A 24,276-nucleotide genomic window follows, 5' to 3' on the forward strand; every position below is an offset into this window, starting at 1 on the left:
CTCGGTCCGCATTTCGCTGAGCACGCTTGCCTGACCGGCGATCAGGCCTTCGGCATCCTCGATGCGTGTGTCGAGCAGTACGATGTCGTAGGCCAGCGCCGCATTCTCGCTGACGCGTTCACCGCTCTCTTTAATGATCAGGGCCCTGGTGCGGCCGAATTCCTTGACGAAGTTCTGGCGCTCGACAATGTCTTCAATGTTGGCCGAACCGGTATTGGCAGCGAGGAATTCAACGCGATCGCGCACAGTGTCGAGTTGCTGCACATTCTCGCGGACGAAGTCGCGTATTTCCTGACCGAGATTGGCGATCTGGACTTCGATGGGCAAGGTGGCGTCGAGCGTTTCAAAGCGCGTCGGCACCGACCAGGCAACGCTGCGGCCATTGTTCACCCGCAGCTTTGTGCTGACCATCCATGCGGATTTGCCCGTTAGTCCCTCATTAATCGTGACAACCGTCTCGTCGGCAGATGCGCGCTTGGGGAATGCAACGGTCGGTTCGCTCTCCGGCCAATACCTGATATCGACACCGACGACGCTGATGTCTTCAATCGGGTCCCAATAGAGCCGCGCCCCCGGCAGTGTCCCAACGCCATCGGCCTTGACTAATATCGGAACCACCTGAAAATTCTGAACCTCGGCAAGCCACTGCGGCGGATCGACGATGACGATGTTGGGCGGGTTGGTTGCATATGCGGTAGGATCGAAGACGCCGTTGCTGATTTCCTGCAGCGTCAACGAGATATCCCGAACGCCATCAGAATTGTGCGCGCCAAGCTGACGCGTCAGCACCTGCCACGTCCGGTCACCATACCGTGCGCTGTTCCACCTGACCCAGCGACCCTCCTTGATCGTGTCGAGGAATTTTGGATGGACGGTGATCTCGGCCGATGCCTGATACCGCGCGCCGCGGATAGCGATGTCTGCCAGCCGGTCGACCTGCTTCGGATCCGTGACCGCAGCGAATGGAATCGCACTGGCCAGCGTCTCCCTGTCTTCGGCCAGTGCACCGGCGTCGATGCGGGTGGCTGCATCCTTGGTCTCGTAGAAGTCCGCAGGCGAGAGGTAGGACGCAGCAACGGTGTTGATCAGTTCGGTGCGCTTGCGCTTGCGCGTGAAGCGTAGCGGTGCCCCCACCTTGAGGTCGTCGTCGGTAATGGTGGCGACGATGGCCTGTGGTGCGCCGGCAATCGGAAACTCACCATCGACACGTTCGACCCATGTGCCGCACATCGCATCGAGTATCGGCGTCATATTGGCGTCGTGGTTGGCGCCGGGACCGTCCTTGGCAATGGCATGTGCGCGGTAGCGCTTCGTGCCGTCCGGCATGCCCTCGTCACAGATATTGGCGGCCTGCGTCCATTCTCCGAGCGGCAGGCGGCTGGCCCGCACGGCCTTGCCGACCATGCGCTGTGTGCCGTTGAAGAAGCCGCGCTCCAGATTGTAGAGCTCGACAACCGGGTTGTCGGAATACTGCCACGTCGCCTGATTGTCCCAGCGCTGGGGGCCGGAACCGCCAACGCTGCTGTCCTTACGCCAGTCATAGAGCGGTGCGCCCACGACCTCGAACAGCAGCTTGGCCGGAGCGGTCAGACCATCGCCCTGCTTGCGCAACTCCGAAAACACAACTGCATAAGCATTACCGGCGCCGCGATGGTTGGCCGTCCAGCGGCTTGCCGGCCGGGCATTATTGACCAGCGTCGGCTCTGCCTGCTGATCCATGGTGCCGTAGAAGAACTTGACGCGAACATTGTCGTGATCGTCATTGCTGGTGCCTTCGTTCGGCACGAGCCAGTAGCCGTCGCTGTCCTGCTCGGTCAGTACGCGCCATTTGCCGTTATAGCGGACACGCGGCACCGATGTGATGCGGAAGCTCGACAGGACATAGACGTCCTGAAAGTAGCGACCGCCCGGACCATAGTTGTTGCGATAGATGTGGTGGCCCTCGGTCGCGCAGGTGCCGAGGATCACCGAGCGTGGAATGTTCGCGCCATATTGCGTTTCGAGCTCGGCCGCGCGGCTCTGGCTCTTCTGCGGCATCAGCCGGCCGATGGCGAAACGGATCGCCAGGCCGAACGCAGTCTGTGCGATGCCGGCCAGAATGGGGCTGGCAGCCGCCCACGCGCTGACGCTCGCTACCAGGCCACCGGCCCAAGCAGCTATAGGTGCTAGAAATGGCATGGAACTATGCGCCTACCTTGTAAGCCTGCACGATGTCGGTGGCCGGAAAGAAGGTCAGGCCATGCGGCTGCTTGACCGCGAAGCCGCTGCCGCAAATGAAACCTGCCGTGAACTCGTCGTTTATAAGCATGACGCCTACGTCACCGCGGCGTGCCGAGAAGCGGTTGACCGGCTCAAGGCCTAGGAAGGTTTCGAACACATCCCTGACGTTTTCGCAGCCGTTGCGGCGCAGGTGACGGGCCGCGCCCGCCTCGGTCCTGTAGCGGCCGCGGAACTCCGCAAACGGGTCGATCCCGACCACGGCCTGAATGGCATCGCCCACAGTCATGAGGCAATCGGAGCGTCCCCATTCCGGAGCGATCTCGATATGCGCCGATGCCAGATCCTCGACGGCGCGATCCCAGCCGTCACTTCGCTTCGAATTTGTAATTGAAGTATTCATTGCGCAGCCTCGCAGCGTGTTCGAAGAACATGTCACCGGGCGACACCAGTTGCTGATCCTCGTGGGAGGCGAACCGGTAGCCTTCGCGAAAGTTGTCGATGGCGCCGGTTTCCAGCGTGGCCTCAAGCCACATATCGCCACTTTCTTCGCGATGGTCGATCACATCGGCGTAGCCGTACCAGGTCGGTTCCGCGTGCAGGAAAGCGTTGGTGTCGGGATCGATGTAGAAGTCGTACAGCGTGACCGGCCGGCCCTTGTATTCCTCCTGCTCGATCAGCAGCAGCTTGTCAGGCGTGAGCCCGAAATCTGCTTTCGCCGGCAGACGCATGGTCAGCGGCTGGGCAGCGGTGCCGAGCGCATAGGGCGGCTCGTCGATCGATATCAGCGTGTTGCCATGATAGGTCAGGCCTGCATAGTCGATGCTGCCCTTGCCGGAGAAGAAGCCATAGGTGCCGGTGCCAAACTCGAAGCGCACGGCTGAGGCGATCTTGCCTCTGCCCTCGTCGAGCAGTTGCTGGAGGCGCGTTGGGAAAGCCATGTGAACTCCAGGCTATAGACTCTCCCTCGACCACTTACTTTGATGCGAGGGGATCGCGGGAGGGGAACTGACATGAATGAGAAAAAACCGTTTCGGACGATAAACTACGCGCGCACCGTTCCAAATTTGGAGGCCATCAACCTGATATCGCTTCACGCGCTGCGGACGGTGATCGAGGAGATGGTGGAACAGCGTGGCGGGATCGGCCCCTGGTATGACGAGCTAGAGCAGGAATTGATCCGTGATGCCAAGGGAACCATCGCCGAAGGCGTCCCGATAGAAACCGAGGCGGGCGCTCTCAAGCTTGGCATCGATGTCCTTCAGATGACTCTCGATGTTGTCCGCCACAAGTTCGGAAGCGCAGAATAAAATCGCGGATTTGTCGCCGTAAGAAACGGTAAGCGTGTCGCCGCAGCGCCGGATGACGTGTTTCATCTTACCTCCCAAGCTGTTTCTCATCGCGCCGAAACAATGCTTGCTGCCGCATCATTTCGCGACGCAGTTCCGGCATAATCTTGGCCAGGAATTCCATTGGATCAAAGGCGTCTGCCTTGCTCGCCTGCAACTCGGTAATCTGATCCTGCAAGGCCAACACCTGACTTTCCAACAGGGCTATCCGGCTATCGACAATCTCCGACATCTTCATGACTTGATCTGAAAGTCCAAGAAGCGGCTGCAGGTCTTCATCCTTCAAATCCATGACTTGGCTCTCCTTTCCGCCCCGCATCAGCGAGGCACCTCGATAAGCTGGAATTTGGCTGTCGGCAGAACGCCGTCACCGACATCGACAGAGCCGGGAACGACGCGCGCGTTCATCTTCGGTTCTTTGAAAGTGACTGTCGCGCCGGCTGAGATGTATGACATCACCGGTGGATCGACTGCGACCGTCAAGGACGTACCCGCAGCCGCAGCGTCTGCCATGACGCGGTGCAGGCTGTGATAGGCGCCGGTGGTCAGTGAGAGAAGGTCGCCATCGGTCAATGACAAGCCGGCGGCAACACCGCTCACCGATAGCTGTGTCCCGTTGGTGATTGTGTTCAACGTCCCGTTCTTTGCCGGTATCAGGCTGTTCGGGTCGTCCCAATACGCACGCGGGAGCCGCTGCTTGCCGATCGGCGTGTAGATGACCGTCTCCATGCCGTTCCGGGCGCGGGCAAGCCAAGCCTCTATAGCGGCGAGTTCGTCATCATAAAGGGGTCTGGTTTCAATATCGGCAGTCCAGTATTTATCGCCGTTCTGGATGAAGGAGATCGCTCGGTTTCCATATCGTGACATGGAAACCGGATCATTGAGCCGTGGACGCCCCCTCTGATAGTCGACCTTCGGAAGAACAATGCTCATCGCATGTACCCCCGCGCACCGGCATCGCGCAAATCGCGAGAAGCGCGGTAGGAGGCACCCTTCTCGTATTTCGCGAGACCAGCCTTGACCCCCTGATCCACCATCTCCCGGATTTCGGTATTGCCATTGGCGCCACGAACATCGACGGTGATGTTAACGTTGGTCTGCTGGTTCTGATTGGCCGCGCCGGGCGCGCTGACGCCAAGTCGGCCATCAGGTCCGCGCTTCAAGGGCATGATCGCTTCCGGCCCGGCCTCACCCATAATCCCAGCGCCGTTGGCGAACCGAAACGGAGTGGCGCGGTCAACGATGGTATTGGAAAAGCCGCTGATGCCGTTGGCGAACGCGCCACCTTTTGCCATGCGAAGACCAGCCCAGGGATCAGCCGCCGCAGCAGCACCGCCGCCGCCAAGCCCAAATAGCCCGAGCAAGCCGCCTAGCAGGCCGCCGCCGCCAGAACCAGCGCCTTTGACCTCAAAAAGCGCATCCAGAACATCGTTCATGAGTTTGTCGACGATCCGATCCAGTGCATTCAGCGCTGCATTTGCCATGGCTCGCCATGCGCTCTCCCAGAACGACATGCCTTGGCTCATGTTGTTGATCAGGTCGTTCTTGAAATCTGAGAAGAACCCTTTGGTCAGATCTTTCATGAACTCGAAGCGCTCGGTCAGAACGCGAGTGCGTTCTTCGGCTTCTGCCATGGCTTCAGCAAGGGCCTTGAACCCCTGCTTGTCGGAGGCCGTCAGCTTCAGACCAGCGCGGCGGGCCTCGTTGAGCAGGTCTTGCTCGAACCGCAAAGCCTGCGCCGCCTGCTGGGTCATACCGATGACCTGGGCTTCCAGTTCCTGCTGACGGATGAACTCGACGGCCCTTTCGGTTATGCGCTCGTATGCTTTCGCTGCCTTTTGGGCCGCCTTGTCTATTTTGCCGAGATCGCTGGCCGCCCTACCGGAACCGCCAGAACCCGAGAATTCGGGCAATTTGATTTCGCCAAAGGCGGTCTTGAACTGCTCGGCAGCAATAGCGGCAGATGACGCTGCGACTTCTCCCATCTGTTTCGCACGAGCCGTGAAGCCTTCGATGGCTGTGCCCATACTTTCAGCGGACACTCCCAGAGTTCGAAGTATACCGCCCATGCTGTCTTCGGTTGCACGAAGAATGTCGGCCATCGCGCCATACCAGATCGATTGAATGGTTTCCGCAGCAGCCCGGAACGACCAAACGACAGCGTCGAGAAGTATCTCCGAACGTCTGCCCATCTCCTGCAATGCGCCAGAGAAGCTTCCGGTGGCTTCTACAAGTCGGGTGAACTGGTAGATGAGTTCGCCTGCGGCGACGATCAGGGCGCCGATCCCGGTCCGAATAAGAGCAGCCCGCAATAGGGTGAGCGCGCCGGTTAGTCCCACCGTGGCGACTCTGGCAGCTACGAACGCCGCCACATAATAAGTTCCGTACATCGTCACGGCGGTTGCGCCGTAGGTGACGACGCGCCCGATATTATCTGCCAGAGAAAGCAGAGCCGTAGCGACGGCCTCCGATGCGCCCGATGCTTTATCCATCTGGCCGATGAAAGCCGTAAGGTTCGTCTGGATACGGGTGAAGGCATCGCCGATGGTTGCAGGCATTTCACCGGCGCGTTCGCGCAAGTCGTCTAGGCGCTTAATGAGAGCCTCGGCGATCACGCTGCCCGTGATCTTGCCTTCCGAGGCCATCTTGCGAAGCCCGTTGACGGTGGTGCCCAACTCGTCGGCAAGAGCCTGGGCAACCTCGCCACCGTTCGCGAGGATCGTCTCAAGCCCATCGGCCTGTAGTTTCCCAACGGCCATGGCCTTTGACAAGGCATTCTGGACCGATGCGGCGCGCTCGCCCCGCGTTGCCGTGAGAACCAATGCATGGTTCAACGCCTCGGTGAAATCGGCGGCTTCCGACGCGCCTTTGCCGAGATCGCGAAGGACCGATACGTTGCGGCTGTAAATTTCGACAGTCTGGTCCAGAGGCGAATATGATGCATTCGCGATGTCCACGATGCGCTGCATCAATGCCGGGGCGGCATCCATGTCTTTGATTGCCGCGCCAACGCGCGACTGCATGTCGGACCACGCGTCCGAGTATTTGATCAGAGCGGTGCCTATCGCCGCGCCAGCGATCGTTCCAATCGCGCTCGATGCCAGCAGCATCGCCTTATTGAGGCCGTCATAGGCAAGCGCAGCCCGAGTGGCGCTGCCAGCGATATTGTCGTTCGCAGCGCGGGCTGCAGAGCCGGCGACAGTCGCGTTCCTGCCAAGATTGGAGAAGGTTCGCGATGCTTCACGATCGAATGCCTGCGACTTCGAGCGCCCCTCCGCAAACCCGCGATCCAGTTCGGAAAGATCGGCCTGAACCTTGACCTTCACGAGGCCAGCAATATCCATGGCTTTACCTCGTGGGTTGGTGCGCGCTATCGTCCTGCTCTTTGGCGGGAGGCGATATGCGTGCACTAATATTCGGAACGGTTCTTCTGGTGGCTGGGCCTGCGTTTTCCGGGCAAGCTGAGGATGTAGCTGCCAAAGCGGCAGCATGCTGGGATCTGCCGGCTGGCATCGGACAACTGTCGAAGGCTGAGTTCGACGTAGCGATTGACGATACCGGATTCGTCACGGATGCGACGGTTCTGGATCACAAGGCGGACAGCACCGCAACCAGGGTATTCGTACAGTCGGCAGTGCGCGCACTGCTAAAGTGCTCCCCCTACAAAGGGGAATCAGGGACGATCCGACTGACGATGAAGGCCTCCGATATCCCCCCGGCAAAGGGGCCGATCGATCCGTTCAAGTAGCGATCACCCGAACAGCGCATCGAAGAGATCAACTGACGCCGGTCTGGATGAAACTTGTGCAGGTGCAGCATTGCCGCGCTGCCCCATTTTCTTACCGGCGTCGGCAAGGAACACTCGATCCAGCCGACGTGTGACCTGGGTGAACATTTCAGCCTCGATCTCATCAAGACCGAGAATGAAGGCCGCCGCAGCGATAGCGCTTGCCGGGATCGGTCCAATGCCCATTCCGTACTGCCGTTCGGTGGAAGCATCCCAGAACGCGTCCAGCCACGGCTCATAACCGGCCAGGCATTGCGGCGGGAAGAGATGATCCGATATCTTCCCGCCATGTTCGTCGGCAGCCTGTCTCAGTCCTTCGGCGCGCTCGCCCCACTGGAGTTGCCAGCAGACGAGCGCTTCGAGTTTCCCGCGACGTCCTCGGTAGTGTCCGCGATGCCGCGGTCCACGATGCCGGCCGCGTAAACGACAGCATCGGCAAACGCCTCGTAGTCGGGATCGGTGCACCATTGCTCGGCGAGCGCCTTGTCGTAGGGCAGCGGCTTTCCCTCACTGGTTAGGCCATCCCAGTCGATCAGGACGCCCTCGAACAGCACTTCACCGAGAATCTTGCGGGCAATGTCGGGCTTGAGCGAGCCATCGGCATTGCGGCCCTTCTTGGAGACTTTGCGCTCCTTGGCCGACCGCATCACGACGACGCTGGGGCTAGAGAGGCCGCGCACACACAGGCGAGCATCCTCCATGCCTGGGAGGTCGCCGATCCACTGGCCGGCAGCAACAGCTTTCGCATCGCGCTTTAAAGCGGATATGTCCATGATGGTTTCCTTGTATTTTCAAAGGGTTGAAGCTATACAAGGAGCGAGGATCGAAGCGGCTGGTACCCGCGACGATCCTCTAACCAAGCCAACCTGTAAGGAGGTCGAAATGGCTGCTCCCCGTATATGTTCTGTCGAAGGTTGCGACAAGCGCGCTGTTGCGCGCGGTTGGTGCGATCCGCATTACCGCCGGTGGAAGAAATACGGCGACACTGATGGGCATTCAGCATCATACGGTGCTGCGAAGCACTTCTTTGAGGTGACAATCCCCAGCCACGATTCCGACGAATGCCTCATATGGCCCTTCTATCGGAATGGACTCGGCTATGCGGTCATCAAGCGCGGCGGCAAGACACACTTGGTATCCCGGCTTGTCTGCGAAGAAGAGCATGGTTCGCCACCGACAACGGAGCACCAGGCCGCCCATTCCTGCGGCAACGGATATGGCGGGTGCGTGAACAAGCAGCACCTGTCGTGGAAGACGCCGACTGAAAACGTCGCTGATCGGATCGACCACGGCACGTATCAGTTCGGCACCCTCAATCACCAAGCGAAAATCACCGAAAATGACGTTCGCCGGATCAGGTGCTTGGCTGGGGCTCTATCTCATGGTGAAATTGGCGAGCGCTTCGGCTTGGACCGATCCACGGTTCGAAACATAATCGCTCGGCGGATATGGAAGTGGCTCGATTAACTGCCGCTTGTCGCCGCCACCTTAACGATGTTGCTGTTAATTTCCAGTGTGGCCTGCATCATCTGGACAGTGTTCGCGGAACCACCCTGTTCCGGCGTGCCCATGACGAGAGCAACGAAAAGGCGCTCCGATGGCTTCGGATCAGTTCCTGTTGCGGGCGCGTCGTTGCCAACGATCTTCACCGCATAGTTGTTGCGGTTGCTGGCGGCGCCAGCGGCGATCAATGCGGTCTGGCCCGGGTCACCGGCGAGGATGGCAAAGTTGCACTGCATCTGTCCGGCGTTTGCCACGCCCTTCTGCTTGACCGTTCGACCGCGATTGATGAGGTCGGTGGCAATCAGCGCGGCGGTATCGCCCGCGGCGCCCATCGTCTCAAACCCGTCCACCTCTTTCCAGATTTCATCCTCGAAATCGGCAGCGGTGAAGTCTTCAGCCTGGGTCTCTTTTGCGCCACCCAGGAAGAAGCGCATCCCGGCAACCGGGTAAAGGTCTGTTCCAGCCATGACGGCTTCCTTTCATGTTGAGATACCTTGCCGAAGGGCGAGACGGCTTAGGATTTGATGGTGATCTGGTCGACCGTAATGACGAGCCTGCCGTCCGCGCTACGGATGCCGGTGAAAGGCAGATGACCGTCGGACCCGCGGCGCAATGGCAAGATGGCTTCCGGGCCGCATTCGCCGGTGGTGTAATGATCCAACGGAACGACATATCCGTTAGTCGCAGACAACGGCTTCGGTGCAGCGGTAGCGGCACCGGCAGCAGCAATAGGCGCGACGCCGAGCGCCGCCAGGAATGACCTGCGGTTCATCTTGGTTTCCCTCCGGTTGGATCAGTTCGCGAATAGTCGAATGGTCAGCGTGACGCGTCGGCCGACGTGCTGGTCATCGTCAGCAGGCGCGGGAGACGGTCCTGAAGCTGTGATCTGCGTTACGGAATAGCCAGCCACTGTGATAGCCGTCCGCTGGCGATGGAACATGGCGTAGATCACGTCAGCTACGGCCTCGACATTGCGGTAGTGCTCCGCGGCCTCGCCATAAGTATTGATGTCGATGACGACGACAGGCCTGAAGGTGTTGATGCCATCCTCGTCGGTGCGGGCGATGATCGGACCGACCGTCACCATGGGATATCCCGCATCGACCGGAACCGGCCGACGGGTGTGGACCGATGGTGCCCCGAGATACTTCCCCAGCTTCGCCGTGATCGCCGCATTGGCGATGATTGCAGCGCGCAGCGGGGCCAGCACCTCGAGCGTGGGCGCGGTCATTTCAGCACCGCCGCTATCTCACCTTCAATGCCGGCCGTGATTGCGTCCTTCTTGTTAGCCAGCGCGGGCCGGGCGAACGGGCGCGGGGCCATGTTCGCCGCGCCGTATTCCAGATCCTCGGCGTAATCCGTCGACCAGATCGCCTCGCCTGACAGGTCGGCAGGCTCGTATTCTGTGCGGGCCGACTGCACGAGACGGCCGGTATCAGATGCAGGAGCCTCGCCGGGCGCTGATGCCTGATGCTCGACGCCGCGACGGCGATAGATGCGACCGGTCTTCTGGCCGTCCATGATCATGGAGTTGCCTTCCTCGATCACGCTCTCGGTGCCGTCGATGACGCCGCGCATGGCGGCTTTCCGAACCTTGTCTAAGATGCTGTCACCGAACCATTGGACGCTCATGGCGCACTCACCTCGTAGGCCTGTAGCCGCATGGAAGCGCCGGCCGGATCAATGTCCAGTACCCTGCGTACCTGATGCCACATTCCCTCGATCTGGACCGTATCGCCTTGTTTCGGCTCGACGGCCGTGCTGCCGAGAAGGACAAGGATGCCGACGTCTGTTGACGGTATCCCTGCGCTGGCGGCCCATGAGGCATCGAAGCTCTCGCGGATGCCTTCGAATGAGAAATCGGCCGGGACCATACCGACCGGATCGCCGAAGTCATCGACACCAGTGCCGGGAACCATGCGTCGGATCATTCCCTTGCGCAGTTTCCCCTTGAAGCCCTTGGCGATCTGCGCCTTCATGGCGTCCAGTGGAGATTTGGCCATGTCGAGGAAGCCTCAATCGTTGACAGACTATCAGGAGGCTGCAGCCCGCGCGCTGTGCCGAAAGGCTGGCCTCCCCGAGAACATCAAGCGAGATGGCGTTCCTATGTGGGGAACATTTCTCGGGGAGGTGAATGCTGTGTTCGAGGCTATAGACCTGGAAGGATTGTTGGCTGCGGGATCACCGAAGCCTGATGCAAAGCCACGCTAGCAGCGCAAGTGATAGCGGGTGAGCGAATGGCCGTCGGTCTGCATCGACAACGCGTAGATCGGTCCGATGGCAACCGTCACAGGCAATCGATCGACATGAACGGTCGGAGGATCGCTCCGCATGGCCACATGCTCGATCACTGGCGTGAGCGCGTAGGGAGGAATGGCATCCATGCTCGCCTCAATCGAGACAGCATAGATGCCAGGAACGCGCTCGAAGGCGCTGGCCGGCAGGACATAGATCAGCGCAGCGGCCAATAGGCCGAAGGCTGGCAAGAACAGACTTCGCAATCGCATGTGTTCGTCCTTTCGTTGAGCCGGGATACCCCGCCCGGTCGGGATTGATCCGGCGCCGCCGCTTTCTCGCAAAAATGACCGCCAAGACGGCTGCCCCGCACGAGTTCTTCTCAGGAACGAGCGAACGGCTTTGTCGCCATAGCCGGAATAAGGCGGGAGGAAGCGGGGCACAGGAATGCGAGGCGGGCCGTGTTCGGCAACCTTTCGGCAGGGACTATGACCGCCGCTTGATCCCTCTTGGAACCTTTCGGTTTTCAACCTTCGGGAGCGCGTCAGGGAGGCTTACCGAGTTTCAACCGGCATTTCAGCCGCGCCGCCTCGCATTATGGAGCGGACGTCAGGAGTCTCACCTGACTCGAGCGGCGTGGAACGCCGCCCTCTCATCGAGCCGTCCGCATTGGAAGAGCGAGGCACTGCGGCGAAACCCGACTTGTGCCTCGCGGTCACCCTCCCAAGGTGATCTGGTTGCGGGGATCGGATTCGAACCGACGACCTTCTGGTTATGAGCCAGATGAGCTACCGGGCTGCTCTACCCCGACAAATCAAGTAACCACTTGTGTCGATACTGGTGCCAAATTGGTTTCATACGGCGATTTTGTCAAGCCGTATCGAGCCACGACTTTGTCGGCTTCCCCAGAAGTTCGGCGGTCCAGCCACTCATTGACCGGACACAGTCCGTCAGGTGGGGCAAAGCCTGTTCCCAGCCGACGCGGTGGCGCAGGGCTCCGACCCACGGCAGGGAGGGCGATCTGAAGTGCCCTGCTTCGACCGTCATCGGGACACCGCAGAGCACCACTTTGGCGAAGCCGAGATCCTGGAGTGCGGCCTTGACTGCGAACAGCCCTGAGGAGCCGCTGTCCTTCTGACCCTCGAACATGGATGGCGTGACGATATCGAACGGGATTGGTAGTTCGTGAATGTGGCCGACCACCTTGAACCAGTCCGGCCATTCGGCATGGGTGACGAGTTTCACGGGCGGCGAATTGCGGCGGGCCGCGCGATACTCAAGCCATTCGGGCATGCGTTCGGGATGCAGGGAGACCGCGGCATCGAGAGGCCCTGTCCAGAAGATCACCATGTCGTTGACGGCGATAACGGCATCGAAGCGATGCATCGCCTGAGCCGCAGCGATCTCCTGCCAGACGCCCTCAGCCGATCCGAGGACGAGAGCCACGCCGCTCGACACAGCAGGTTTGGTCGTTCTTTCTCCTCGAATGTCCGCTTTCTCCTTGTCGCCAAAATGGTTACATGCTAAGTTATTGATGTTGTTAACAATCCCTACCACGGAGAAACTTCGACCAATGAATATAGCTTATGATACACTTGGCTATTCCAAGGCGCTGCAGAAAGCTGGCATTCCGGCCAAGCAGGCGGACGCCCATGCCGAAGCTGTACGGGATCACGTCATGCCCGAAATTGCTACGAAAGCTGACATTTCCGAGCTTCGGAACTCGATGAAAGTCGACCTGCAGCGGCTGGAAAGCCTGATCGAGCGCCAGACCTTGCAGCTTACCGTCCGTCTCGGCGGGATGGTGATCGCCGGTGTTGCCGCGCTGGCCGCCTTCCGGTTCTTCGCCTGATCTAAGCGCGGGTTACGGCCCGCGCTCCCCTCACCACAGAGAATGCACTCGGCACCCGTTGCCGCGCTGACAGAGCGCGCCGGCTTGCCTATGGAGATTTGAGAAATGCCAATTGATGCGACGAGATGGGAATTGTTGCAAAGCGCGCCTGATGATGGCGGGCTCACGATCTTCGACGATTGCGATGTTGTTTGTGAGCACATCGCATCGGCGGAGATCGGGCGGCTGTTCGCCGCCGCGCCGGACATGCTGGCGGCGCTGAAACTGGCCGCAGACACGCTAACGCCGCCCCGCAATTCCGAGGAATCGGCCACGCTGGAGATTGTACGCGCCGCCATCGCCAAGGCTGAAGGGAGGGCGTGACAATGGACGACCTTCGCCCTCTCCATCCCGAAGAATTGGCCGAGCTTGTTACGTTCGCCAGTGTCGAGGGCCGGCACTGGAAAGACGTTCTCCAGCGTGAATCGTGGTGGCGCGGCATACCTGCCCGCGACAAGCACGGAAAGGAATATCCGCACCTGTACGGCCTGCGGAACAGCCACGGGCCGACCTGGCTCTCCAAGTTCCGCCTGCCCGCCTAACCCCTAACCCGAAACCGATTTCGCCTGTTGCTGCGCCTTTGCGCTATCGCCAATGCTCTCGCACCCATTCGACGTGCGGGAGCTGATGCGGTTTTTCCTCGCCATGAAAGTATACGATACGGGTGTCGCCGAGACCGGTCTGCCTCACCGTTCCCTTGTAGCTCTGGACATGCCCAGGCCAGAGATCATCGAGGAAGACGTGCGGCTGCGTTCGCATCCACTCCATATCGTTCTGGCCACGATGGCGCTCGTAGACGTGCCCGTTGCCTGCCGGCACCAGTGCCACGGCGTTGCAGGCTTGCTCCAGCCGGTAGGGATCACGCGGCAAGGCGATGACATCGGCGTTGAGGCAATACCGGGCTAGATGGTCGACATTGCCTGTCGCGATTGTGTCGAGGCCGACAAGTATCATTGGCTCATCGAGTTCGTAGGGTCGGATACAGTCGCCATAGCCACCGGCACCGAGACCGGGAATGACGAACTGTTCGACGTCATCATGCAGCGGCCGGATGCGATCAGTGTAAAGCACCTTGCGGAACGGCAAATCGAGATTGCGCTCGAAGCCGTTGAACAGCTTTTTCACCCATGTTTCGTCGTAGCAGCGAGAGAACTTGAACGAAGTGGCGTTCGGCTCCCACAGAAGCGTCGCGACGACCAGCATCAGGATACCCAGCGCATGCGATTCTCGCGCCAGTCCTCCGGCTTCGGCTTGATACTGCCGCCTCTGCAGAACACCATGCCGGAGGGGACATTCCGATTGACGATAGCTCCGGCCGCCACCACTGCATCTGGATAGATGCGGTTGCCCGGAAGGATCACAGCGCCGGCGCCGATCGTCGCGCCGTTGCCAATGGTGACTGTGAACCACTCCTTTGAGCGAAGTCGCTCATCGTCGTATCCGTCCTTATCAACGGCAGGCCATGCGTCATTGCACAGGACGACATTCGGTCCAAGGAACACGTCGTTGCCCACCTTGAAGCCTGCGCCGGCCATCACCCCTCCGCTGATGATGACGCGATCGCCATAGATCGAGCCGTCGAGCATCGCATGAGGCGACACGCTGCAATCATCGCCTAGCACCGTGCCGCGCGTGACGGAGGCGAACTGCCAGACCTTCGTGCCGGCGCCGATCTGGACGGTGTTGGCGTCGACATGCGCTTTGGCGTGGACCAATGCACGATGATGGATCATGCGCGCTTCCTTTGCGGGATGAGTGGCGATAATGTCCGCCGATGCGAGATGAAAAGCCGCTGAGCGACAATGAAGCCCACGACCGTTTGGTCGCCGCGCGAGATGCGCTAGGTGATGCTCCTGGCGCCACGAAGCGGGCAAACACAGCGCTTGAAGCAGCCCGTCGAGCAATGACAATCCTGCAACTCGGACTGGTCGCCGCAGCCGAAGCAAACTCGGATCAGGTCGAGGGGATTATTCCGGACGGCCCCGAAGACGAATCCGCATAGTTTCAAAGCAGCGGCATTGTATGACTTCCGAAAGCGGAGCCATCGGATCGCCGGGATAGCGAAGCATCGCGCCAGACGGCGAGGTATAGGCGCTGTCCAGTCCCATTATCTTTTGGCCGTCCATGGCGCGATGGCTGTCTCTCGTCCTCTTGTCTTTCGTAGCCCGCCATGTGCGCTCGATCATTGTGTCGTCGACGCCGGCCGCTTCGGCGGTCTGCCGCCACGCTTCCCGGCGCGCGGCGCTGGTGGCCTGGGTCGTCTCGGTCCTTGCGATCATATCAGCGCGCATTTTCAGGAGTGAATCCTGATAGCGACCAGTAATCTTCGAGAGTGTTTCGGCGTCCACTGGACGTTCCTCGGCTATCGCCTTTATCACTGCGGCATCAAAACTGCGGTCACGAGCCTTCCGGGTAAGGTAGTTGCCCATCTCGCTCGGTATCCCGGATGTCAGTTCCTCACGCGCATTGGCAACGAACTGCCGCTGACTGTCTGTCAGGCCAATGATGCCACCGGCGCGCCGGCCGGTGCGAGGGTCGAACTTCCCCGCAATCTCGACACCGACTGCCCGGGGGTTGGTTCCCTTCGTCAGCCCTTCGGACAGGGCATTTCGGAGGGATTCGCGCTGATCCTCGACGATGCGGGTGATCATGGCCGAGGAATGCTGGCGCACCCACTCCGCGGCGCGCGGGTAATCCGGATCGAACCGAAACCCGACTTTCATCCCGGTCCAGTCGCGCAGGATAGGAAGAGCGTCAACGGCGTCTTTGCCCGCCGAGACATAGACCGCTTCGATTGCTCGCCGAAGCCCGCTGTACGCAGCGCCTTCGATATGAGCGGCTCGAAGCGCGGCATCGATGTTACCGGTTTCCAGCGCTCGGATGAGCGCCTGAAGGTCGACGCCGTTGCGCAGTTCATCAATGGCGTCGAGGAAGGCACGGCGAACTTCGGGCTCGAACCTGTCGAGCAGTTCTTCGACGCGCCGGCGGTCGGATTTGCGGACCATCAGGCGCGTCCGAAGAATGTTACCGACGTGCTCGATCGGCGCCCGATAAGCCCAGCCGCCAGCAACAGGTTTTCAATGCCGGTGAAGGCATCCGCAGGCGCCGAGCCGTCGGCATAGGTAATGCTGACGCTGCCGGCCGACATGCTGGCAATGCGCCCGTTCGGATCGAGGTCTTCCGAGAGCGATCCCGGCTCCTCCAATTCGCGCACCGCCGCCTCGGAGATCGCGAAGGTCACTTCGTCGGGAACGTCGTTTGGCTGAAATTCGATCAGCCACCGCCCATTATACGTCGCGGCCAGATAGTCGGTGGCTCGCCGAATGGCTTGGAGCTTCGGTTCGGGTGGGGTGGAAGGAGCGTCCGTCCACACCGTTCTGCCACGCGCGTCGGCATAGGCGTCCACTTCCTGCGGAGTGACAGAATCCACGGTGAGAGAAAGCGGCATCGTTCAGACCTCATCCGGCGTCAGGGTGGCGTTTCGCAAATTCGTGTTGCAGGAAGGCGAGCGAGCCCATCATCTCGTAGACGTTCTCACCATGGTCGAACCAGGCGGTGAGCCGGCCGCCATCGGTGACGAATCCAGTACCGATGAAACTCTGAAGTTCGCCTGTTTTCGCCTTTTCGAGCAGCGCCTCAATGATCCGGATCAATGCTTCTTGCGGCTCACCGGCCTTCGATGGAATGTGACCGTTCAGACCGATGACGTTGCTCATGTTGACGGTTCCCCGTGCTCTATTGCCTCTGCGGCACGCCTGAGCGCAGCGGCGGCACGTTTGCGGCTCTCCAGGTCGTCGGAAATGTCCTCGACGAACACTTCCAGATGCCCGTCCCATCCCTGCGTTATGTGGACGGTCCAATGTACATCCGGCCGTCGCTCGCCCAGGTTGACGACGTTGCTCATTCGCCAGCGGACCGGCGGGCAAGCTCGATCTGGATCACGCGCTCAGCGTCACCCTCGGTCTCGACAGTGTCGGTCGTAAGGGTTGCAGCGAGAGCGATGCGCTCCCCGACAGTCAGCGCTTCCCAGCCGTCGGGAATGGTGACGGCCGCGCGCGCCTCGGCGTCTTCCTTCTCTCGCAACGCCAGTTCGGCGCGGATCGCCTCTTCAGCCTGTACCTTGTTGCGAATGGGATCGTTGGACACCTGCGAAGCAAGTGCCTTGAGGTTCGGTGCGCCGGCGGACCGCGGAACATAGGGCAGTTCTTCCCAGCCGGTCAGATCGACGGCGCGCTGTTTCTCGCGTGGCTCGACTGTGCTGGGATTGCTCGTCGATGCCGGTGTGTTGGATGCCGGCGCCGGTGCCGTAGGAAGCGTCTCATGCCCGTTGGCGTAGGCAACCGCTTCATCATGAGAAAGGCCGCGCTCCAGCGCTTCCATGAAACGGCGGCGGGTTTCAGCGATAGCCTCGCGTTCAATGGTGTCGACGGCAGATCTGCGATACAAGCGCATGGTCAAATTTCTCCTGTTACTGAAATGTCGCCTGTCGCATCAACGCGGCGTGGCTGATCTTCTCGCCCTTCATCGCAGCGAGAACGCCGGAGTATTGCTTGCCGTTGATGACGAGCGGACGTTTTGGAACACCACCGTCTCTGGCCTTCACGCCGAGCATCCGGAACATCCGAAGTAGCGTAGGACGGGTGGTCTGATAGGCAGCCGCGATCGCTTCCATCGTCTCTCCGGACTGGTAGCGCACGGCTGCTTCGATCGCTGACGGTAGTGGCTCTTCGCCGTCAAAGAACTTTCGAAGAGGCGACCCACGCTCTTTGCGCGCGCTTACACCTCCGACATGCTGCCAAGCACTGCCTGAGCGGATCACGCAGATGTTCGGTTCGCTGATGCCAAACTGCTTTGCCAGAGTTCGGCTCGACAATTTCGATGCACGGATGGCGACGATATCAGCCTCGGATAGCTTGGCCTGCGTGTTCAGACGACCCTGTCGGGCAGAACCTTGTCCACCATCGGTGAGATTCAGAAGACGTGCGCCGTCGATTCTGAATTTGCTGATCCAATTGCGCTCTGCCACGTTCCACGTGGCCTCGCTCTCCAAAATTACCGCTTCGACGGAAACACCATCGGCAAATGCTTTGCGGATCCATCCACTCAGCGGGCTCTTCCGTCCATTAGTGGCCTGCGAATAGTGCTGGCTGAGGCGAAACTCAACCGCGCCCATCGTTTGACCAATGTAACGGATTTCCGAATTGTCGGACCTGCGCAGTCCATAGATCGCGCAGGTCCGTTGGCGAACGGCACGAATCTGCATTCAATCAGGTTACAGAGGTGCCATATCGGTTACAAGTTCATTAACCGATACGGTGCTGGAAGCGGACGATGCGGATGTTCTTCGGATCCCATGCGCGCTTCCAGTTGGCCGCGTTGCTGATTTCCGCATCCGAGGGAGTTTTCTTCGCCGGCACGCCACTCTGGGGGTCCCACGCGATACCACGCGGGTGGATCACGAAGTGACGCCGGGTGACGAGGAAGTCCTGACCACCGCCCTTCAGTGCATCACGACCCATATCGAGCGGGTTCTTCGGGGAGCCCTCGCCATAGCCCAGAGCACCGGGGCCGAACAGCCAGGTATCGTAGACGCCGCCCGTAGGAGCATTGGCGTCGTCGACGATGACGCGCTTGTCCTGGAACGTGTTGTAGAGCCAGGTGCCGTCGCTGTCGCGGACGGTCTCGATCATGTCGTTCTTCTTGAGCCACGCTTCGACGGCCGAGTGCATTCCGACGGCGGTGATGCGGTCCTTGCGATCGCCCAGGAGCTGGCCAGCGTCGATGAACGAAGCGCCATCGATGAATGCAGCCGCACCAGACAGGCCCGAAATGTTCAGCACGTTCTTGGCCGTCGATTCGGCCGCGAGAGCCCCCATCGCGCCCTTAAGGGTGGCGAAGGTGACCATGTTGAACTCGTAGGACCAGTTCTCACCGACGCCCGCACCGATGGCGTTCATCGGATCGTCGCCAGCAAGATCGCCAGAGAGGTCGGTCGCACCATAGACGAGAGCACGTGCATGAAGCACGGCCTTGTCCTGACCGACGCCGATCTTCTTGATCTCGAGATCGTCATCGTCGTCCAGAAGCTGGGCACGCTCACCGAGCGCCTTCCAGAACGGCATATGGATCTCGGTGCCACCATCGCCGCCGAACGAGACATCGTCCACCGGCGCCATGACGCCGGACTGGAAGAAGGCGTTCGCGCGGGTGGTCTGCTCGCGGTAGTACGGATTGAAGCGTTCCGGAACGATTACGTCCGCAACTTTCGTGGGAGTATCAGCCATGTCATGTCCTTTCTAGGAGTTGGGCTGTCTTCAGGGTGAAAACAGCCAGGCACCGCCATGGCTGTTGGTGGGTGGGCGGCACCGCCGCCCTGCTGATCAGGCCGCCTTCGGCCCGACTGCTTTGTTCGCTTCGTCGAGATCCTTGAAGCCGGCCGCCTTAGCGAGTTGTTCCGCCTTCGCACGATCTGAATTGATGAGCCGTCCCTGCTGGGTGATGTTCCAGCCGTCTTTCGCAAAGGGATTCGGACCTGCATTTCGGCGCGTGTCCGAGCCGCGCTCGTCCGCGCCGCGCATCGGTGCGATGAAATCCTTCGCCTCTTCGCTTTGCGACCAGTTCATGATGAAGCGTTCGACTTCGTCGCCGCCGAGATCAGTTTTCATCCGGGCCACGCGCTTGCCGTCTTCCTCGACGACTTCGACATCACCTTCGAACATGCGCTGGGCAGCCTTCATCAGCGTGGGCTTGATGCCGGCCTTGACCAGCGCCTTGGTGAGACCATCCTCAACGAGGGTGCGGCGCAGATCGCCGCCCAGGCTTTCGATCGTGCCATCGCGTTCAGCGATGATCACGTCCTTGGCATTCATCGCCGCTTCGTGGCGGGCCTGCCACTGGCGATCCTTGGCCGCGACCGCCGTCTCGACTTGCTTGCGCACGTCCTTGTTGTCGGGGTCCGCCTGCCGGGCCTCGTCCTCGGCCTTCAGGCGCTCGTACTCGGCGATGTCAAAGCCTTCCGGCAGGACACGCAGTTTCGCCTCGGCCTCGGTCAGCTTTCGCCGCGCTTCGTCGCGTTCCCGCTTCGAGTTGTTGTGGCCGTTACGAAGCGACACCACAGCCGGGTGATCGTCGATGCCTTCGATCTGCAAGACGAACTTGCCGTCCTTTTCCTCGTATTGGTCCTTGAATGCGTCATCGACACCGTCGAGCGAATCCAGAATGGTCTTGAGCGCCACCGGCGATCTCCTATCGTTTGAGAAACCCGCACCGCGGGCAGGGAATTGCGCCAGATGGCGCGGTTATTCGGCGAGCAGCCATTCCTCGTCTGGCTCACCGAGAAGTTCGCGCGTCCAGCCGCTCATCGAGCGGACGAATGGCGCGATTTCGTCGAAGTGCTTGTTCCAGCCTTCGCGGTAGTTGAGCACTTCGCGACCCGGCCACGGCATGCCGCTCCATGTGGCTGCCGACTTGCCCGGCACGTGACGGCGAGAATCCATCGGGACGCCACACAGGACAGCCCGCATGCAGAGTTCGCGCGCGACAGTGACAGCGAAGAGGCCAGAGGAGCCCTTCCAGTCGGGAAGCAACCGATCCGCGACCTTGGACAGCCGCCCCAGCGCCGATGCGCCGCTATGCGACCACACCGTCGGGCGGTCAGACTGGTTCAGCGCCCGCGCCTCAAGCCATTGTGGCGCGTTCTCGACATGGAGCGTGACGGCATGGTCGATTGGTCTGGGCCAACGGGCGATCATGTCGTTGACGGCAATGACGCAATCGGGATCGAACAGCGCGAGCGCAGCAGCAGCATCTTCCTCGACGCATTCGGCCGAGCCAAGAATGAGGGCGATCATTTCGGAAGGACGATACTCGGTTTGACCTTGGTGAAGGTCTCGCGCTCCTGAAACTTAGCGTTGGGCCCGTTCCCCTCCATCCACGATTCGCGCACGATGTAGCCGTTGCTGATCTTGCGGATGGACATGGATTCTTCGCGTCTGCCGGTTGGTACGGCAACAGTCTTGGTGCTCGCCTTCGGCCTGGAAGCGGTGGCCTTCTTCGTCACCGGCTTTTTCGCGGGCGCTTTCGCCATCAGCCAAGTTCCTCGAGCATGTTCGCTTCCGACCGCAGGATCTCAACAACTTGCTCACGGCTCATATGCGTGAGCATGAGGGAGATGCAGCATTCGAGATAGGTGACAGACGACCGATGCAAGTATGAATCGACCGCCGACTGAGATATGGCGTCGATCTTCTCGACCTCATCACGCGGCATTCTGGCCTCCTGGGTTTTCTGCAGGGGGAGCGTTGGGATCAGTTGGCGGCACCGGAGGAGGCAGAGCGCCGGCAACGATCGGGTCGGGCTCGTCGTCCATTTCGTCCTCGATCAATTTCCGCTCCGCCTCAGCGTCACGCTCGGGAGACGCAATTTCGCCACGCTGCAAATTGTCGTAGAGCGTTTCGTATGAAATCGCGTGATCCTGCCAGGACTTGACCAGCGCCTGCAGGTCGCTCGACGACAGCCGCGAATTGATGAAGGACAGGTTCGGCTTGACGACGATGTCTTCGATCTCGGCGTCAGAGCAGCCCATCATCCGGCCAGCGAAGCGAAGGGCTGCTTCCAGACCCTTGGCGCCAGCAATCGCGATGGTGATCAGCGAAGCAGTCTGTGCGGCATAGCGCACTTTGCGAGACTCGCCCGACTCCTGCGAACTGGCTTCGGTGTCGAACAGCTTGGCACCGGCGGCCGCCGCGACCTCGCGTTCGTCGACAATGGCAGTTTTGTGCGCCTCGATGCCTTTGCCGGCCGGTCCGACATACTTGAAATCGGGCGTCACTTCCGGGCTGTCGCTCTTCAGCGAGATCGCGATGCCCGCGCCAATCGTCTCCGGTGCATCGCAGTTGATGAAAGTCGGGGTTTCCTGCCCCGTCATGAAGAGCTGCCACCGATAGTCGGCCGAAAGTTGGTAGATGGAAACCGCCGAGCGCGCCACACCGATCAGCGGCGGAGTTTCCGGCGTCACGGACAAATCTCGAGCACCGATGACGACGAAGGGAATTTCTTTGAGCGCAACGCCCCCGCGCGCCTGCGGCTTCACCTCTTCGCCGGCGGCCAGTTTGTCGCCCTTGTAGAGCGTGGCGGTATAGGCACCCTCCTTCATTTCGAGAACGCGATACTGCTTTTCGTCCTTCCACTCGAAGCCGTCACGGACCAGCCCGCTTTCGTCCAGCACGAAGAAGTCGCGCTCGGTCGACCAGTTTATCAGTGCTTCGGTGGTGTAGCCGGCGATCCATGGCACCTCGGCACCTTCGGCGGGAGCGCCGACGAGCAGACCATAACGCCCCGTGGTGAGCAGTTCGGCGGTGATCCGGGCATGAAGCGCTTCCAGAGGCAAGCCATCCGGCGTTGCACGCTCCCAGATTGGCTCCATCCGCTCGGGAAGCGTGATCTGCGCCTCAGTGCGATGAATAGTTCCGGCCAGGCCGACGACCGTCGGATTGACGATGTCCGGGAATTGCGCCCGCTTCTGATAGGATTCGTAGAGCTTGTCCTTGTGGTCGGACGCCCGGAAGCCGGATGGCATCGGCAGGTATTCTTCCTTCTCGGCCTTGACTTTGCTTTCGCCACGCGCCGTGTCGCGCATCTGCTTCCACTCGGCTTCCCGATCTGCGTAATCGGGATGCTTGTTGGTGACGTCAGCCATCTAGAAGAGCCCTTGCACGCTTGTAGTCGTGGTTTTCGGTTTCGGCGCGGTCAGCAGCCGGGCGAATGCGCCGGATGAGGCGTCGACCTGATCCTTGAACTTGCCGTTTGGGAACAGGCAGAGTTCGTCGAGATAGCCTTCGATCCACGGTCCGCGCACGAGGAACACGTTGCCAGCCTCGCACTGAGCGGAGAACGGCTCGGCGCGAGTGACCTTGTCGCCGGTTTCGCCAGTAGCCCGCACGTTGAAGCCCGCGAGCTGCGCGACGAAATCCTGTTTTTGGACCTTGCCCGCCTGTCCGGGGTCTTGCGGCAGCGAGATCATGCAGCCTTTTCCGTCGACATCGGCGATGGCGCGGATCAGCTTGCGGACCTCATTGCCTTCCGACTGCGTCTTGATGACGTGGGCCACGACATAGCGGCCCTCGGGCGTAAGCCCCATTTTCACGCCGGCGGTGCGGTCGGCTTTCTCGCTGGCGGTGGCGGCCAGGTCCCAATGGCGCACCCAGACTGTGCCCGCCGGTGCCGCACCGATGATCTTGCCGTCGAACCACTCGCGCTTGAACATGCCGCCTGACCGCGGCGCCGGACGCTGCTGGAACTGCCCGGCAGAGGCATATGAGCCCATGATCGTCTTGTCGCGCTCGACCACTGAGGCCGGGAAGCGATCCGGGAAGAGCAGTTCCCCGTCCTCGGTGCGCTGGTCCTGTCGATAGACCAGCCGAGGCTTGATGTTTGCGACATATTCCCGCCGTGCCTCCGGCACTGCCGCGCCTTCTGGATACCATGCCTGCTTTTCCGCATCGTAGCGGGCTTCAATCGCTTTGACGTCCATGTGCGTCGGCAAGACGACGGTGTAGCAGCAGCGCTCCGGCTCGAACTCCATCGGCAGCATCAGGTGCTCATAGCCGTAGTCGCCGGCGATGATCGCGCCAGAGACGTCCGATTCATGCAGGCGCTGCATGATGACGATGATGGCGGACGAATCCGGATTATTGAGACGGGTCGGCAGCGCCTCGCGGAACGTCTCGTTCGCCTCCTCGCGCTGCACGTCCGATTTCGCCATCTGAACTGATAGCGGATCGTCGAGCAGAACCCGATCGCCGCGCGAGCCGGTCATCGAGTTGAAGGCCATCGCCTCGCGAAAGCCCGTCGCGTCGTTCTCGAACTTCGTCTTGGTGTTCTGGTCGCCGATCATGGCGAAGCCGGAACCCCAGCGCTCCTGATACCAGCGGGACTGAATGAGGCGGCGCGTCTTGACGTTGTCGCGGATCGCCAGCGAGTCCTTGTAGGACGTTCCCATGAACCGCAAATGCGGCATGCCGCGCGGTCCCCATTCCCACGCCGGGAAGAAGACGCCGCACGCCATGGATTTCATGGTGCCGGGCGGGACGTTGACCAGGAGCCGGGTCAGTTCACCGTTCGAGACAGCTTCGAGATGATCCGCGATGGCATCGATGTGCCAGCCGTGCCGATACTTCTGCCCTGGCTCAAGAACGTGCCAGCCTCGTTCAATGAACGTTGATAGCCGCTTACAGGCGCGCCGATCATCTTCCAGAATCCATTCGTCATCCGAAGGAGGGGCGATCGTTGCCATT

At 60.6% G+C, this 24,276-nt stretch carries 36 protein-coding genes and 1 tRNA gene; 6 read left to right on the forward strand and 31 right to left on the reverse strand.

The genetic code is table 11. The annotated features are described in order from the left end of the window. The 3 genes from C7441_RS14240 to C7441_RS14250 all read right to left on the reverse strand — a co-directional run. Positions 1-2,178: phage tail protein (locus tag C7441_RS14240; RefSeq protein ID WP_109613449.1), on the reverse strand; the 2,178-nt coding region annotated here is incomplete at its 3' end. Between the two features lie 4 nt (positions 2,179-2,182). Then, the gene (locus C7441_RS14245; RefSeq protein WP_109613450.1) at positions 2,183-2,620 is read right to left on the reverse strand and encodes a DUF6950 family protein; all 438 of its coding nucleotides are present in this window, start codon (positions 2,618-2,620) and stop codon (positions 2,183-2,185) included. Then, positions 2,586-3,158: a hypothetical protein gene (locus C7441_RS14250; protein ID WP_109613451.1), complete on the reverse strand. Its 573-nt coding sequence runs from the start codon at positions 3,156-3,158 to the stop codon at positions 2,586-2,588. The genes C7441_RS14245 and C7441_RS14250 overlap by 35 nt, the downstream gene beginning before the upstream one ends. 72 nt (positions 3,159-3,230) lie before the next feature. Here C7441_RS14250 and C7441_RS14255 point away from each other — a divergent pair, with 72 nt between their 5' ends. Further along, positions 3,231-3,527, forward strand: coding sequence for a hypothetical protein (locus C7441_RS14255; protein WP_244916161.1), 297 nt, complete (start codon positions 3,231-3,233; stop codon positions 3,525-3,527). 67 nt (positions 3,528-3,594) lie between these two features. Here the strand turns inward: C7441_RS14255 and C7441_RS14260 are convergent, their stop codons facing one another. The 3 genes from C7441_RS14260 to C7441_RS14270 are packed head-to-tail and all read right to left on the reverse strand — an operon-like array spanning position 3,595 to position 6,910. Beyond that, on the reverse strand, positions 3,595-3,858 hold the full coding sequence (locus C7441_RS14260) for a hypothetical protein (RefSeq protein ID WP_146201473.1): 264 nt from the start codon (positions 3,856-3,858) through the stop codon (positions 3,595-3,597). A gap of 26 nt (positions 3,859-3,884) precedes the next feature. Then, positions 3,885-4,499 (reverse strand): TrbG/VirB9 family P-type conjugative transfer protein, encoded by a 615-nt coding sequence (locus C7441_RS14265; protein ID WP_109613453.1) that lies wholly within the window; start codon positions 4,497-4,499, stop codon positions 3,885-3,887. After that, positions 4,496-6,910 carry a tape measure protein gene (locus C7441_RS14270; RefSeq protein WP_170125142.1) on the reverse strand — a complete coding sequence of 805 codons (2,415 nt, stop codon included), beginning with the start codon at positions 6,908-6,910 and terminating at the stop codon, positions 4,496-4,498. Before C7441_RS14270 ends, C7441_RS14265 begins: the two co-directional genes overlap by 4 nt. 56 nt (positions 6,911-6,966) lie before the next feature. On the opposite strand from C7441_RS14270, the gene C7441_RS24075 reads away from it, so the two are divergent. Next, positions 6,967-7,314, forward strand: a complete 348-nt coding sequence (locus tag C7441_RS24075; RefSeq protein ID WP_170125143.1) for a hypothetical protein — start codon at positions 6,967-6,969, stop codon at positions 7,312-7,314. Between the two features lie 3 nt (positions 7,315-7,317). Here the strand turns inward: C7441_RS24075 and C7441_RS24615 are convergent, their stop codons facing one another. After that, entirely contained in the window at positions 7,318-7,665 is a 348-nt protein-coding gene (locus C7441_RS24615) for a phage tail assembly chaperone (protein ID WP_425326590.1), read from the reverse strand. Next, positions 7,662-8,126: a hypothetical protein gene (locus C7441_RS14280; protein ID WP_109613456.1), complete on the reverse strand. Its 465-nt coding sequence runs from the start codon at positions 8,124-8,126 to the stop codon at positions 7,662-7,664. The genes C7441_RS24615 and C7441_RS14280 overlap by 4 nt, the downstream gene beginning before the upstream one ends. Here C7441_RS14280 and C7441_RS14285 point away from each other — a divergent pair. Further along, positions 8,125-8,820 (forward strand): hypothetical protein, encoded by a 696-nt coding sequence (locus tag C7441_RS14285; protein WP_170125144.1) that lies wholly within the window; start codon positions 8,125-8,127, stop codon positions 8,818-8,820. The genes C7441_RS14280 and C7441_RS14285 overlap by 2 nt on opposite strands. On the opposite strand, the gene C7441_RS14290 is transcribed toward C7441_RS14285, so the two are convergent. From C7441_RS14290 to C7441_RS14330, 8 genes are all read right to left on the reverse strand, one after another. Continuing rightward, positions 8,817-9,323, reverse strand: coding sequence for a hypothetical protein (locus C7441_RS14290; RefSeq protein WP_109613458.1), 507 nt, complete (start codon positions 9,321-9,323; stop codon positions 8,817-8,819). The two genes, C7441_RS14285 and C7441_RS14290, sit on opposite strands and share 4 nt — an antisense overlap. A gap of 47 nt (positions 9,324-9,370) precedes the next feature. Continuing rightward, positions 9,371-9,628: a twin-arginine translocation signal domain-containing protein gene (locus tag C7441_RS24275; RefSeq protein WP_109613459.1), complete on the reverse strand. Its 258-nt coding sequence runs from the start codon at positions 9,626-9,628 to the stop codon at positions 9,371-9,373. A 21-nt stretch (positions 9,629-9,649) separates the two neighbouring features. Beyond that, entirely contained in the window at positions 9,650-10,087 is a 438-nt protein-coding gene (locus C7441_RS14300) for a hypothetical protein (protein WP_109613460.1), read from the reverse strand. Next, positions 10,084-10,488, reverse strand: coding sequence for an HK97-gp10 family putative phage morphogenesis protein (locus C7441_RS14305; protein ID WP_109613461.1), 405 nt, complete (start codon positions 10,486-10,488; stop codon positions 10,084-10,086). The genes C7441_RS14300 and C7441_RS14305 overlap by 4 nt, the downstream gene beginning before the upstream one ends. Continuing rightward, positions 10,485-10,859, reverse strand: coding sequence for a hypothetical protein (locus tag C7441_RS14310; protein ID WP_146201475.1), 375 nt, complete (start codon positions 10,857-10,859; stop codon positions 10,485-10,487). Before C7441_RS14310 ends, C7441_RS14305 begins: the two co-directional genes overlap by 4 nt. A gap of 204 nt (positions 10,860-11,063) precedes the next feature. Beyond that, positions 11,064-11,363 carry a hypothetical protein gene (locus tag C7441_RS14320; protein WP_146201476.1) on the reverse strand — a complete coding sequence of 100 codons (300 nt, stop codon included), beginning with the start codon at positions 11,361-11,363 and terminating at the stop codon, positions 11,064-11,066. Positions 11,364-11,825: 462 nt separating this feature from the next. Continuing rightward, positions 11,826-11,903 (reverse strand) — tRNA-Met (locus C7441_RS14325). A gap of 58 nt (positions 11,904-11,961) precedes the next feature. Then, the gene (locus tag C7441_RS14330) at positions 11,962-12,648 is read right to left on the reverse strand and encodes a hypothetical protein (RefSeq protein WP_146201477.1); all 687 of its coding nucleotides are present in this window, start codon (positions 12,646-12,648) and stop codon (positions 11,962-11,964) included. A gap of 16 nt (positions 12,649-12,664) precedes the next feature. Here C7441_RS14330 and C7441_RS14335 point away from each other — a divergent pair, with 16 nt between their 5' ends. The 3 genes from C7441_RS14335 to C7441_RS14345 all read left to right on the forward strand — a co-directional run bounded on the left by C7441_RS14335 (position 12,665) and on the right by C7441_RS14345 (position 13,524). Next, complete coding sequence (locus tag C7441_RS14335; protein WP_109613466.1) at positions 12,665-12,943, forward strand: hypothetical protein; 279 nt, start codon at positions 12,665-12,667, stop codon at positions 12,941-12,943. Between the two features lie 132 nt (positions 12,944-13,075). Further along, on the forward strand, positions 13,076-13,306 hold the full coding sequence (locus tag C7441_RS14340; RefSeq protein ID WP_109613467.1) for a hypothetical protein: 231 nt from the start codon (positions 13,076-13,078) through the stop codon (positions 13,304-13,306). Positions 13,307-13,308: 2 nt separating this feature from the next. Beyond that, positions 13,309-13,524 carry a hypothetical protein gene (locus C7441_RS14345; RefSeq protein ID WP_109613468.1) on the forward strand — a complete coding sequence of 72 codons (216 nt, stop codon included), beginning with the start codon at positions 13,309-13,311 and terminating at the stop codon, positions 13,522-13,524. A gap of 43 nt (positions 13,525-13,567) precedes the next feature. Here C7441_RS14345 and C7441_RS14350 read toward each other — a convergent pair whose 3' ends face one another. The 15 genes from C7441_RS14350 to terL form a co-directional block, all read right to left on the reverse strand. After that, complete coding sequence (locus tag C7441_RS14350; protein ID WP_109613469.1) at positions 13,568-14,185, reverse strand: hypothetical protein; 618 nt, start codon at positions 14,183-14,185, stop codon at positions 13,568-13,570. Then, positions 14,185-14,886: an acyltransferase gene (locus C7441_RS14355; protein WP_244916162.1), complete on the reverse strand. Its 702-nt coding sequence runs from the start codon at positions 14,884-14,886 to the stop codon at positions 14,185-14,187. Before C7441_RS14355 ends, C7441_RS14350 begins: the two co-directional genes overlap by 1 nt. Positions 14,887-14,949: 63 nt before the next feature. Then, on the reverse strand, positions 14,950-15,987 hold the full coding sequence (locus C7441_RS14360) for a phage minor head protein (RefSeq protein ID WP_109613471.1): 1,038 nt from the start codon (positions 15,985-15,987) through the stop codon (positions 14,950-14,952). Beyond that, entirely contained in the window at positions 15,987-16,430 is a 444-nt protein-coding gene (locus C7441_RS14365; protein WP_146201478.1) for a DnaT-like ssDNA-binding protein, read from the reverse strand. The genes C7441_RS14360 and C7441_RS14365 overlap by 1 nt, the downstream gene beginning before the upstream one ends. Before the next feature lie 10 nt (positions 16,431-16,440). Continuing rightward, positions 16,441-16,698, reverse strand: a complete 258-nt coding sequence (locus tag C7441_RS14370) for a hypothetical protein (protein ID WP_109613473.1) — start codon at positions 16,696-16,698, stop codon at positions 16,441-16,443. Next, entirely contained in the window at positions 16,695-16,886 is a 192-nt protein-coding gene (locus C7441_RS14375; RefSeq protein WP_109613474.1) for a hypothetical protein, read from the reverse strand. The genes C7441_RS14370 and C7441_RS14375 overlap by 4 nt, the downstream gene beginning before the upstream one ends. Beyond that, on the reverse strand, positions 16,883-17,434 hold the full coding sequence (locus C7441_RS14380; RefSeq protein WP_109613475.1) for a hypothetical protein: 552 nt from the start codon (positions 17,432-17,434) through the stop codon (positions 16,883-16,885). Before C7441_RS14380 ends, C7441_RS14375 begins: the two co-directional genes overlap by 4 nt. Before the next feature lie 16 nt (positions 17,435-17,450). Further along, positions 17,451-18,245 (reverse strand): GIY-YIG nuclease family protein, encoded by a 795-nt coding sequence (locus C7441_RS14385; protein ID WP_109613476.1) that lies wholly within the window; start codon positions 18,243-18,245, stop codon positions 17,451-17,453. A 40-nt stretch (positions 18,246-18,285) separates the two neighbouring features. Then, positions 18,286-19,266, reverse strand: coding sequence for a methyltransferase (locus tag C7441_RS14390; RefSeq protein ID WP_109613477.1), 981 nt, complete (start codon positions 19,264-19,266; stop codon positions 18,286-18,288). Between the two features lie 96 nt (positions 19,267-19,362). Next, positions 19,363-20,217 carry a hypothetical protein gene (locus C7441_RS14395; RefSeq protein ID WP_109613478.1) on the reverse strand — a complete coding sequence of 285 codons (855 nt, stop codon included), beginning with the start codon at positions 20,215-20,217 and terminating at the stop codon, positions 19,363-19,365. Between the two features lie 63 nt (positions 20,218-20,280). Then, entirely contained in the window at positions 20,281-20,832 is a 552-nt protein-coding gene (locus C7441_RS14400; RefSeq protein ID WP_109613479.1) for a hypothetical protein, read from the reverse strand. Continuing rightward, positions 20,829-21,068: a hypothetical protein gene (locus C7441_RS14405; protein ID WP_109613480.1), complete on the reverse strand. Its 240-nt coding sequence runs from the start codon at positions 21,066-21,068 to the stop codon at positions 20,829-20,831. Before C7441_RS14405 ends, C7441_RS14400 begins: the two co-directional genes overlap by 4 nt. Further along, positions 21,068-21,250 carry a hypothetical protein gene (locus C7441_RS14410; RefSeq protein ID WP_109613481.1) on the reverse strand — a complete coding sequence of 61 codons (183 nt, stop codon included), beginning with the start codon at positions 21,248-21,250 and terminating at the stop codon, positions 21,068-21,070. The genes C7441_RS14405 and C7441_RS14410 overlap by 1 nt, the downstream gene beginning before the upstream one ends. Next, on the reverse strand, positions 21,240-22,679 hold the full coding sequence (locus tag C7441_RS14415) for a DUF4055 domain-containing protein (protein WP_109613482.1): 1,440 nt from the start codon (positions 22,677-22,679) through the stop codon (positions 21,240-21,242). Before C7441_RS14415 ends, C7441_RS14410 begins: the two co-directional genes overlap by 11 nt. Continuing rightward, positions 22,680-24,275, reverse strand: a complete 1,596-nt coding sequence (gene terL / locus C7441_RS14420) for a phage terminase large subunit (RefSeq protein ID WP_244916163.1) — start codon at positions 24,273-24,275, stop codon at positions 22,680-22,682. Position 24,276: the final 1 nt, after the last annotated feature.

The sequence above is a fragment of the Pseudaminobacter salicylatoxidans genome, from assembly GCF_003148475.1.
GTDB classification, from domain to species: domain Bacteria; phylum Pseudomonadota; class Alphaproteobacteria; order Rhizobiales; family Rhizobiaceae; genus Pseudaminobacter; species Pseudaminobacter salicylatoxidans.

Excerpts from the sequence above, each read along its gene's own strand:
- C7441_RS14245 (WP_109613450.1), bottom strand. The coding sequence starts at position 2,620 with ATGAATACTTCAATTACAAATTCGAAGCGAAGTGACGGCTGGGATCGC.
- C7441_RS14250 (WP_109613451.1), bottom strand. The coding sequence starts at position 3,158 with ATGGCTTTCCCAACGCGCCTCCAGCAACTGCTCGACGAGGGCAGAGGC.
- C7441_RS14255 (WP_244916161.1), top strand. The coding sequence starts at position 3,231 with ATGAATGAGAAAAAACCGTTTCGGACGATAAACTACGCGCGCACCGTT.
- C7441_RS14260 (WP_146201473.1), bottom strand. The coding sequence starts at position 3,858 with ATGGATTTGAAGGATGAAGACCTGCAGCCGCTTCTTGGACTTTCAGAT.
- C7441_RS14265 (WP_109613453.1), bottom strand. The coding sequence starts at position 4,499 with ATGAGCATTGTTCTTCCGAAGGTCGACTATCAGAGGGGGCGTCCACGG.
- C7441_RS14270 (WP_170125142.1), bottom strand. The coding sequence starts at position 6,910 with ATGGATATTGCTGGCCTCGTGAAGGTCAAGGTTCAGGCCGATCTTTCC.
- C7441_RS24075 (WP_170125143.1), top strand. The coding sequence starts at position 6,967 with ATGCGTGCACTAATATTCGGAACGGTTCTTCTGGTGGCTGGGCCTGCG.
- C7441_RS14285 (WP_170125144.1), top strand. The coding sequence starts at position 8,125 with ATGATGGTTTCCTTGTATTTTCAAAGGGTTGAAGCTATACAAGGAGCG.
- C7441_RS14280 (WP_109613456.1), bottom strand. The coding sequence starts at position 8,126 with ATGGACATATCCGCTTTAAAGCGCGATGCGAAAGCTGTTGCTGCCGGC.
- C7441_RS14290 (WP_109613458.1), bottom strand. The coding sequence starts at position 9,323 with ATGGCTGGAACAGACCTTTACCCGGTTGCCGGGATGCGCTTCTTCCTG.
- C7441_RS24275 (WP_109613459.1), bottom strand. The coding sequence starts at position 9,628 with ATGAACCGCAGGTCATTCCTGGCGGCGCTCGGCGTCGCGCCTATTGCT.
- C7441_RS14300 (WP_109613460.1), bottom strand. The coding sequence starts at position 10,087 with ATGACCGCGCCCACGCTCGAGGTGCTGGCCCCGCTGCGCGCTGCAATC.
- C7441_RS14305 (WP_109613461.1), bottom strand. The coding sequence starts at position 10,488 with ATGAGCGTCCAATGGTTCGGTGACAGCATCTTAGACAAGGTTCGGAAA.
- C7441_RS14310 (WP_146201475.1), bottom strand. The coding sequence starts at position 10,859 with ATGGCCAAATCTCCACTGGACGCCATGAAGGCGCAGATCGCCAAGGGC.
- C7441_RS14320 (WP_146201476.1), bottom strand. The coding sequence starts at position 11,363 with ATGCGATTGCGAAGTCTGTTCTTGCCAGCCTTCGGCCTATTGGCCGCT.
- C7441_RS14335 (WP_109613466.1), top strand. The coding sequence starts at position 12,665 with ATGAATATAGCTTATGATACACTTGGCTATTCCAAGGCGCTGCAGAAA.
- C7441_RS14345 (WP_109613468.1), top strand. The coding sequence starts at position 13,309 with ATGGACGACCTTCGCCCTCTCCATCCCGAAGAATTGGCCGAGCTTGTT.
- C7441_RS14350 (WP_109613469.1), bottom strand. The coding sequence starts at position 14,185 with ATGCTGGTCGTCGCGACGCTTCTGTGGGAGCCGAACGCCACTTCGTTC.
- C7441_RS14360 (WP_109613471.1), bottom strand. The coding sequence starts at position 15,987 with ATGGTCCGCAAATCCGACCGCCGGCGCGTCGAAGAACTGCTCGACAGG.
- C7441_RS14365 (WP_146201478.1), bottom strand. The coding sequence starts at position 16,430 with ATGCCGCTTTCTCTCACCGTGGATTCTGTCACTCCGCAGGAAGTGGAC.
- C7441_RS14370 (WP_109613473.1), bottom strand. The coding sequence starts at position 16,698 with ATGAGCAACGTCATCGGTCTGAACGGTCACATTCCATCGAAGGCCGGT.
- C7441_RS14375 (WP_109613474.1), bottom strand. The coding sequence starts at position 16,886 with ATGAGCAACGTCGTCAACCTGGGCGAGCGACGGCCGGATGTACATTGG.
- C7441_RS14380 (WP_109613475.1), bottom strand. The coding sequence starts at position 17,434 with ATGCGCTTGTATCGCAGATCTGCCGTCGACACCATTGAACGCGAGGCT.
- C7441_RS14385 (WP_109613476.1), bottom strand. The coding sequence starts at position 18,245 with ATGCAGATTCGTGCCGTTCGCCAACGGACCTGCGCGATCTATGGACTG.
- C7441_RS14390 (WP_109613477.1), bottom strand. The coding sequence starts at position 19,266 with ATGGCTGATACTCCCACGAAAGTTGCGGACGTAATCGTTCCGGAACGC.
- C7441_RS14400 (WP_109613479.1), bottom strand. The coding sequence starts at position 20,832 with ATGATCGCCCTCATTCTTGGCTCGGCCGAATGCGTCGAGGAAGATGCT.
- C7441_RS14405 (WP_109613480.1), bottom strand. The coding sequence starts at position 21,068 with ATGGCGAAAGCGCCCGCGAAAAAGCCGGTGACGAAGAAGGCCACCGCT.
- C7441_RS14410 (WP_109613481.1), bottom strand. The coding sequence starts at position 21,250 with ATGCCGCGTGATGAGGTCGAGAAGATCGACGCCATATCTCAGTCGGCG.
- C7441_RS14415 (WP_109613482.1), bottom strand. The coding sequence starts at position 22,679 with ATGGCTGACGTCACCAACAAGCATCCCGATTACGCAGATCGGGAAGCC.
- terL (WP_244916163.1), bottom strand. The coding sequence starts at position 24,275 with ATGGCAACGATCGCCCCTCCTTCGGATGACGAATGGATTCTGGAAGAT.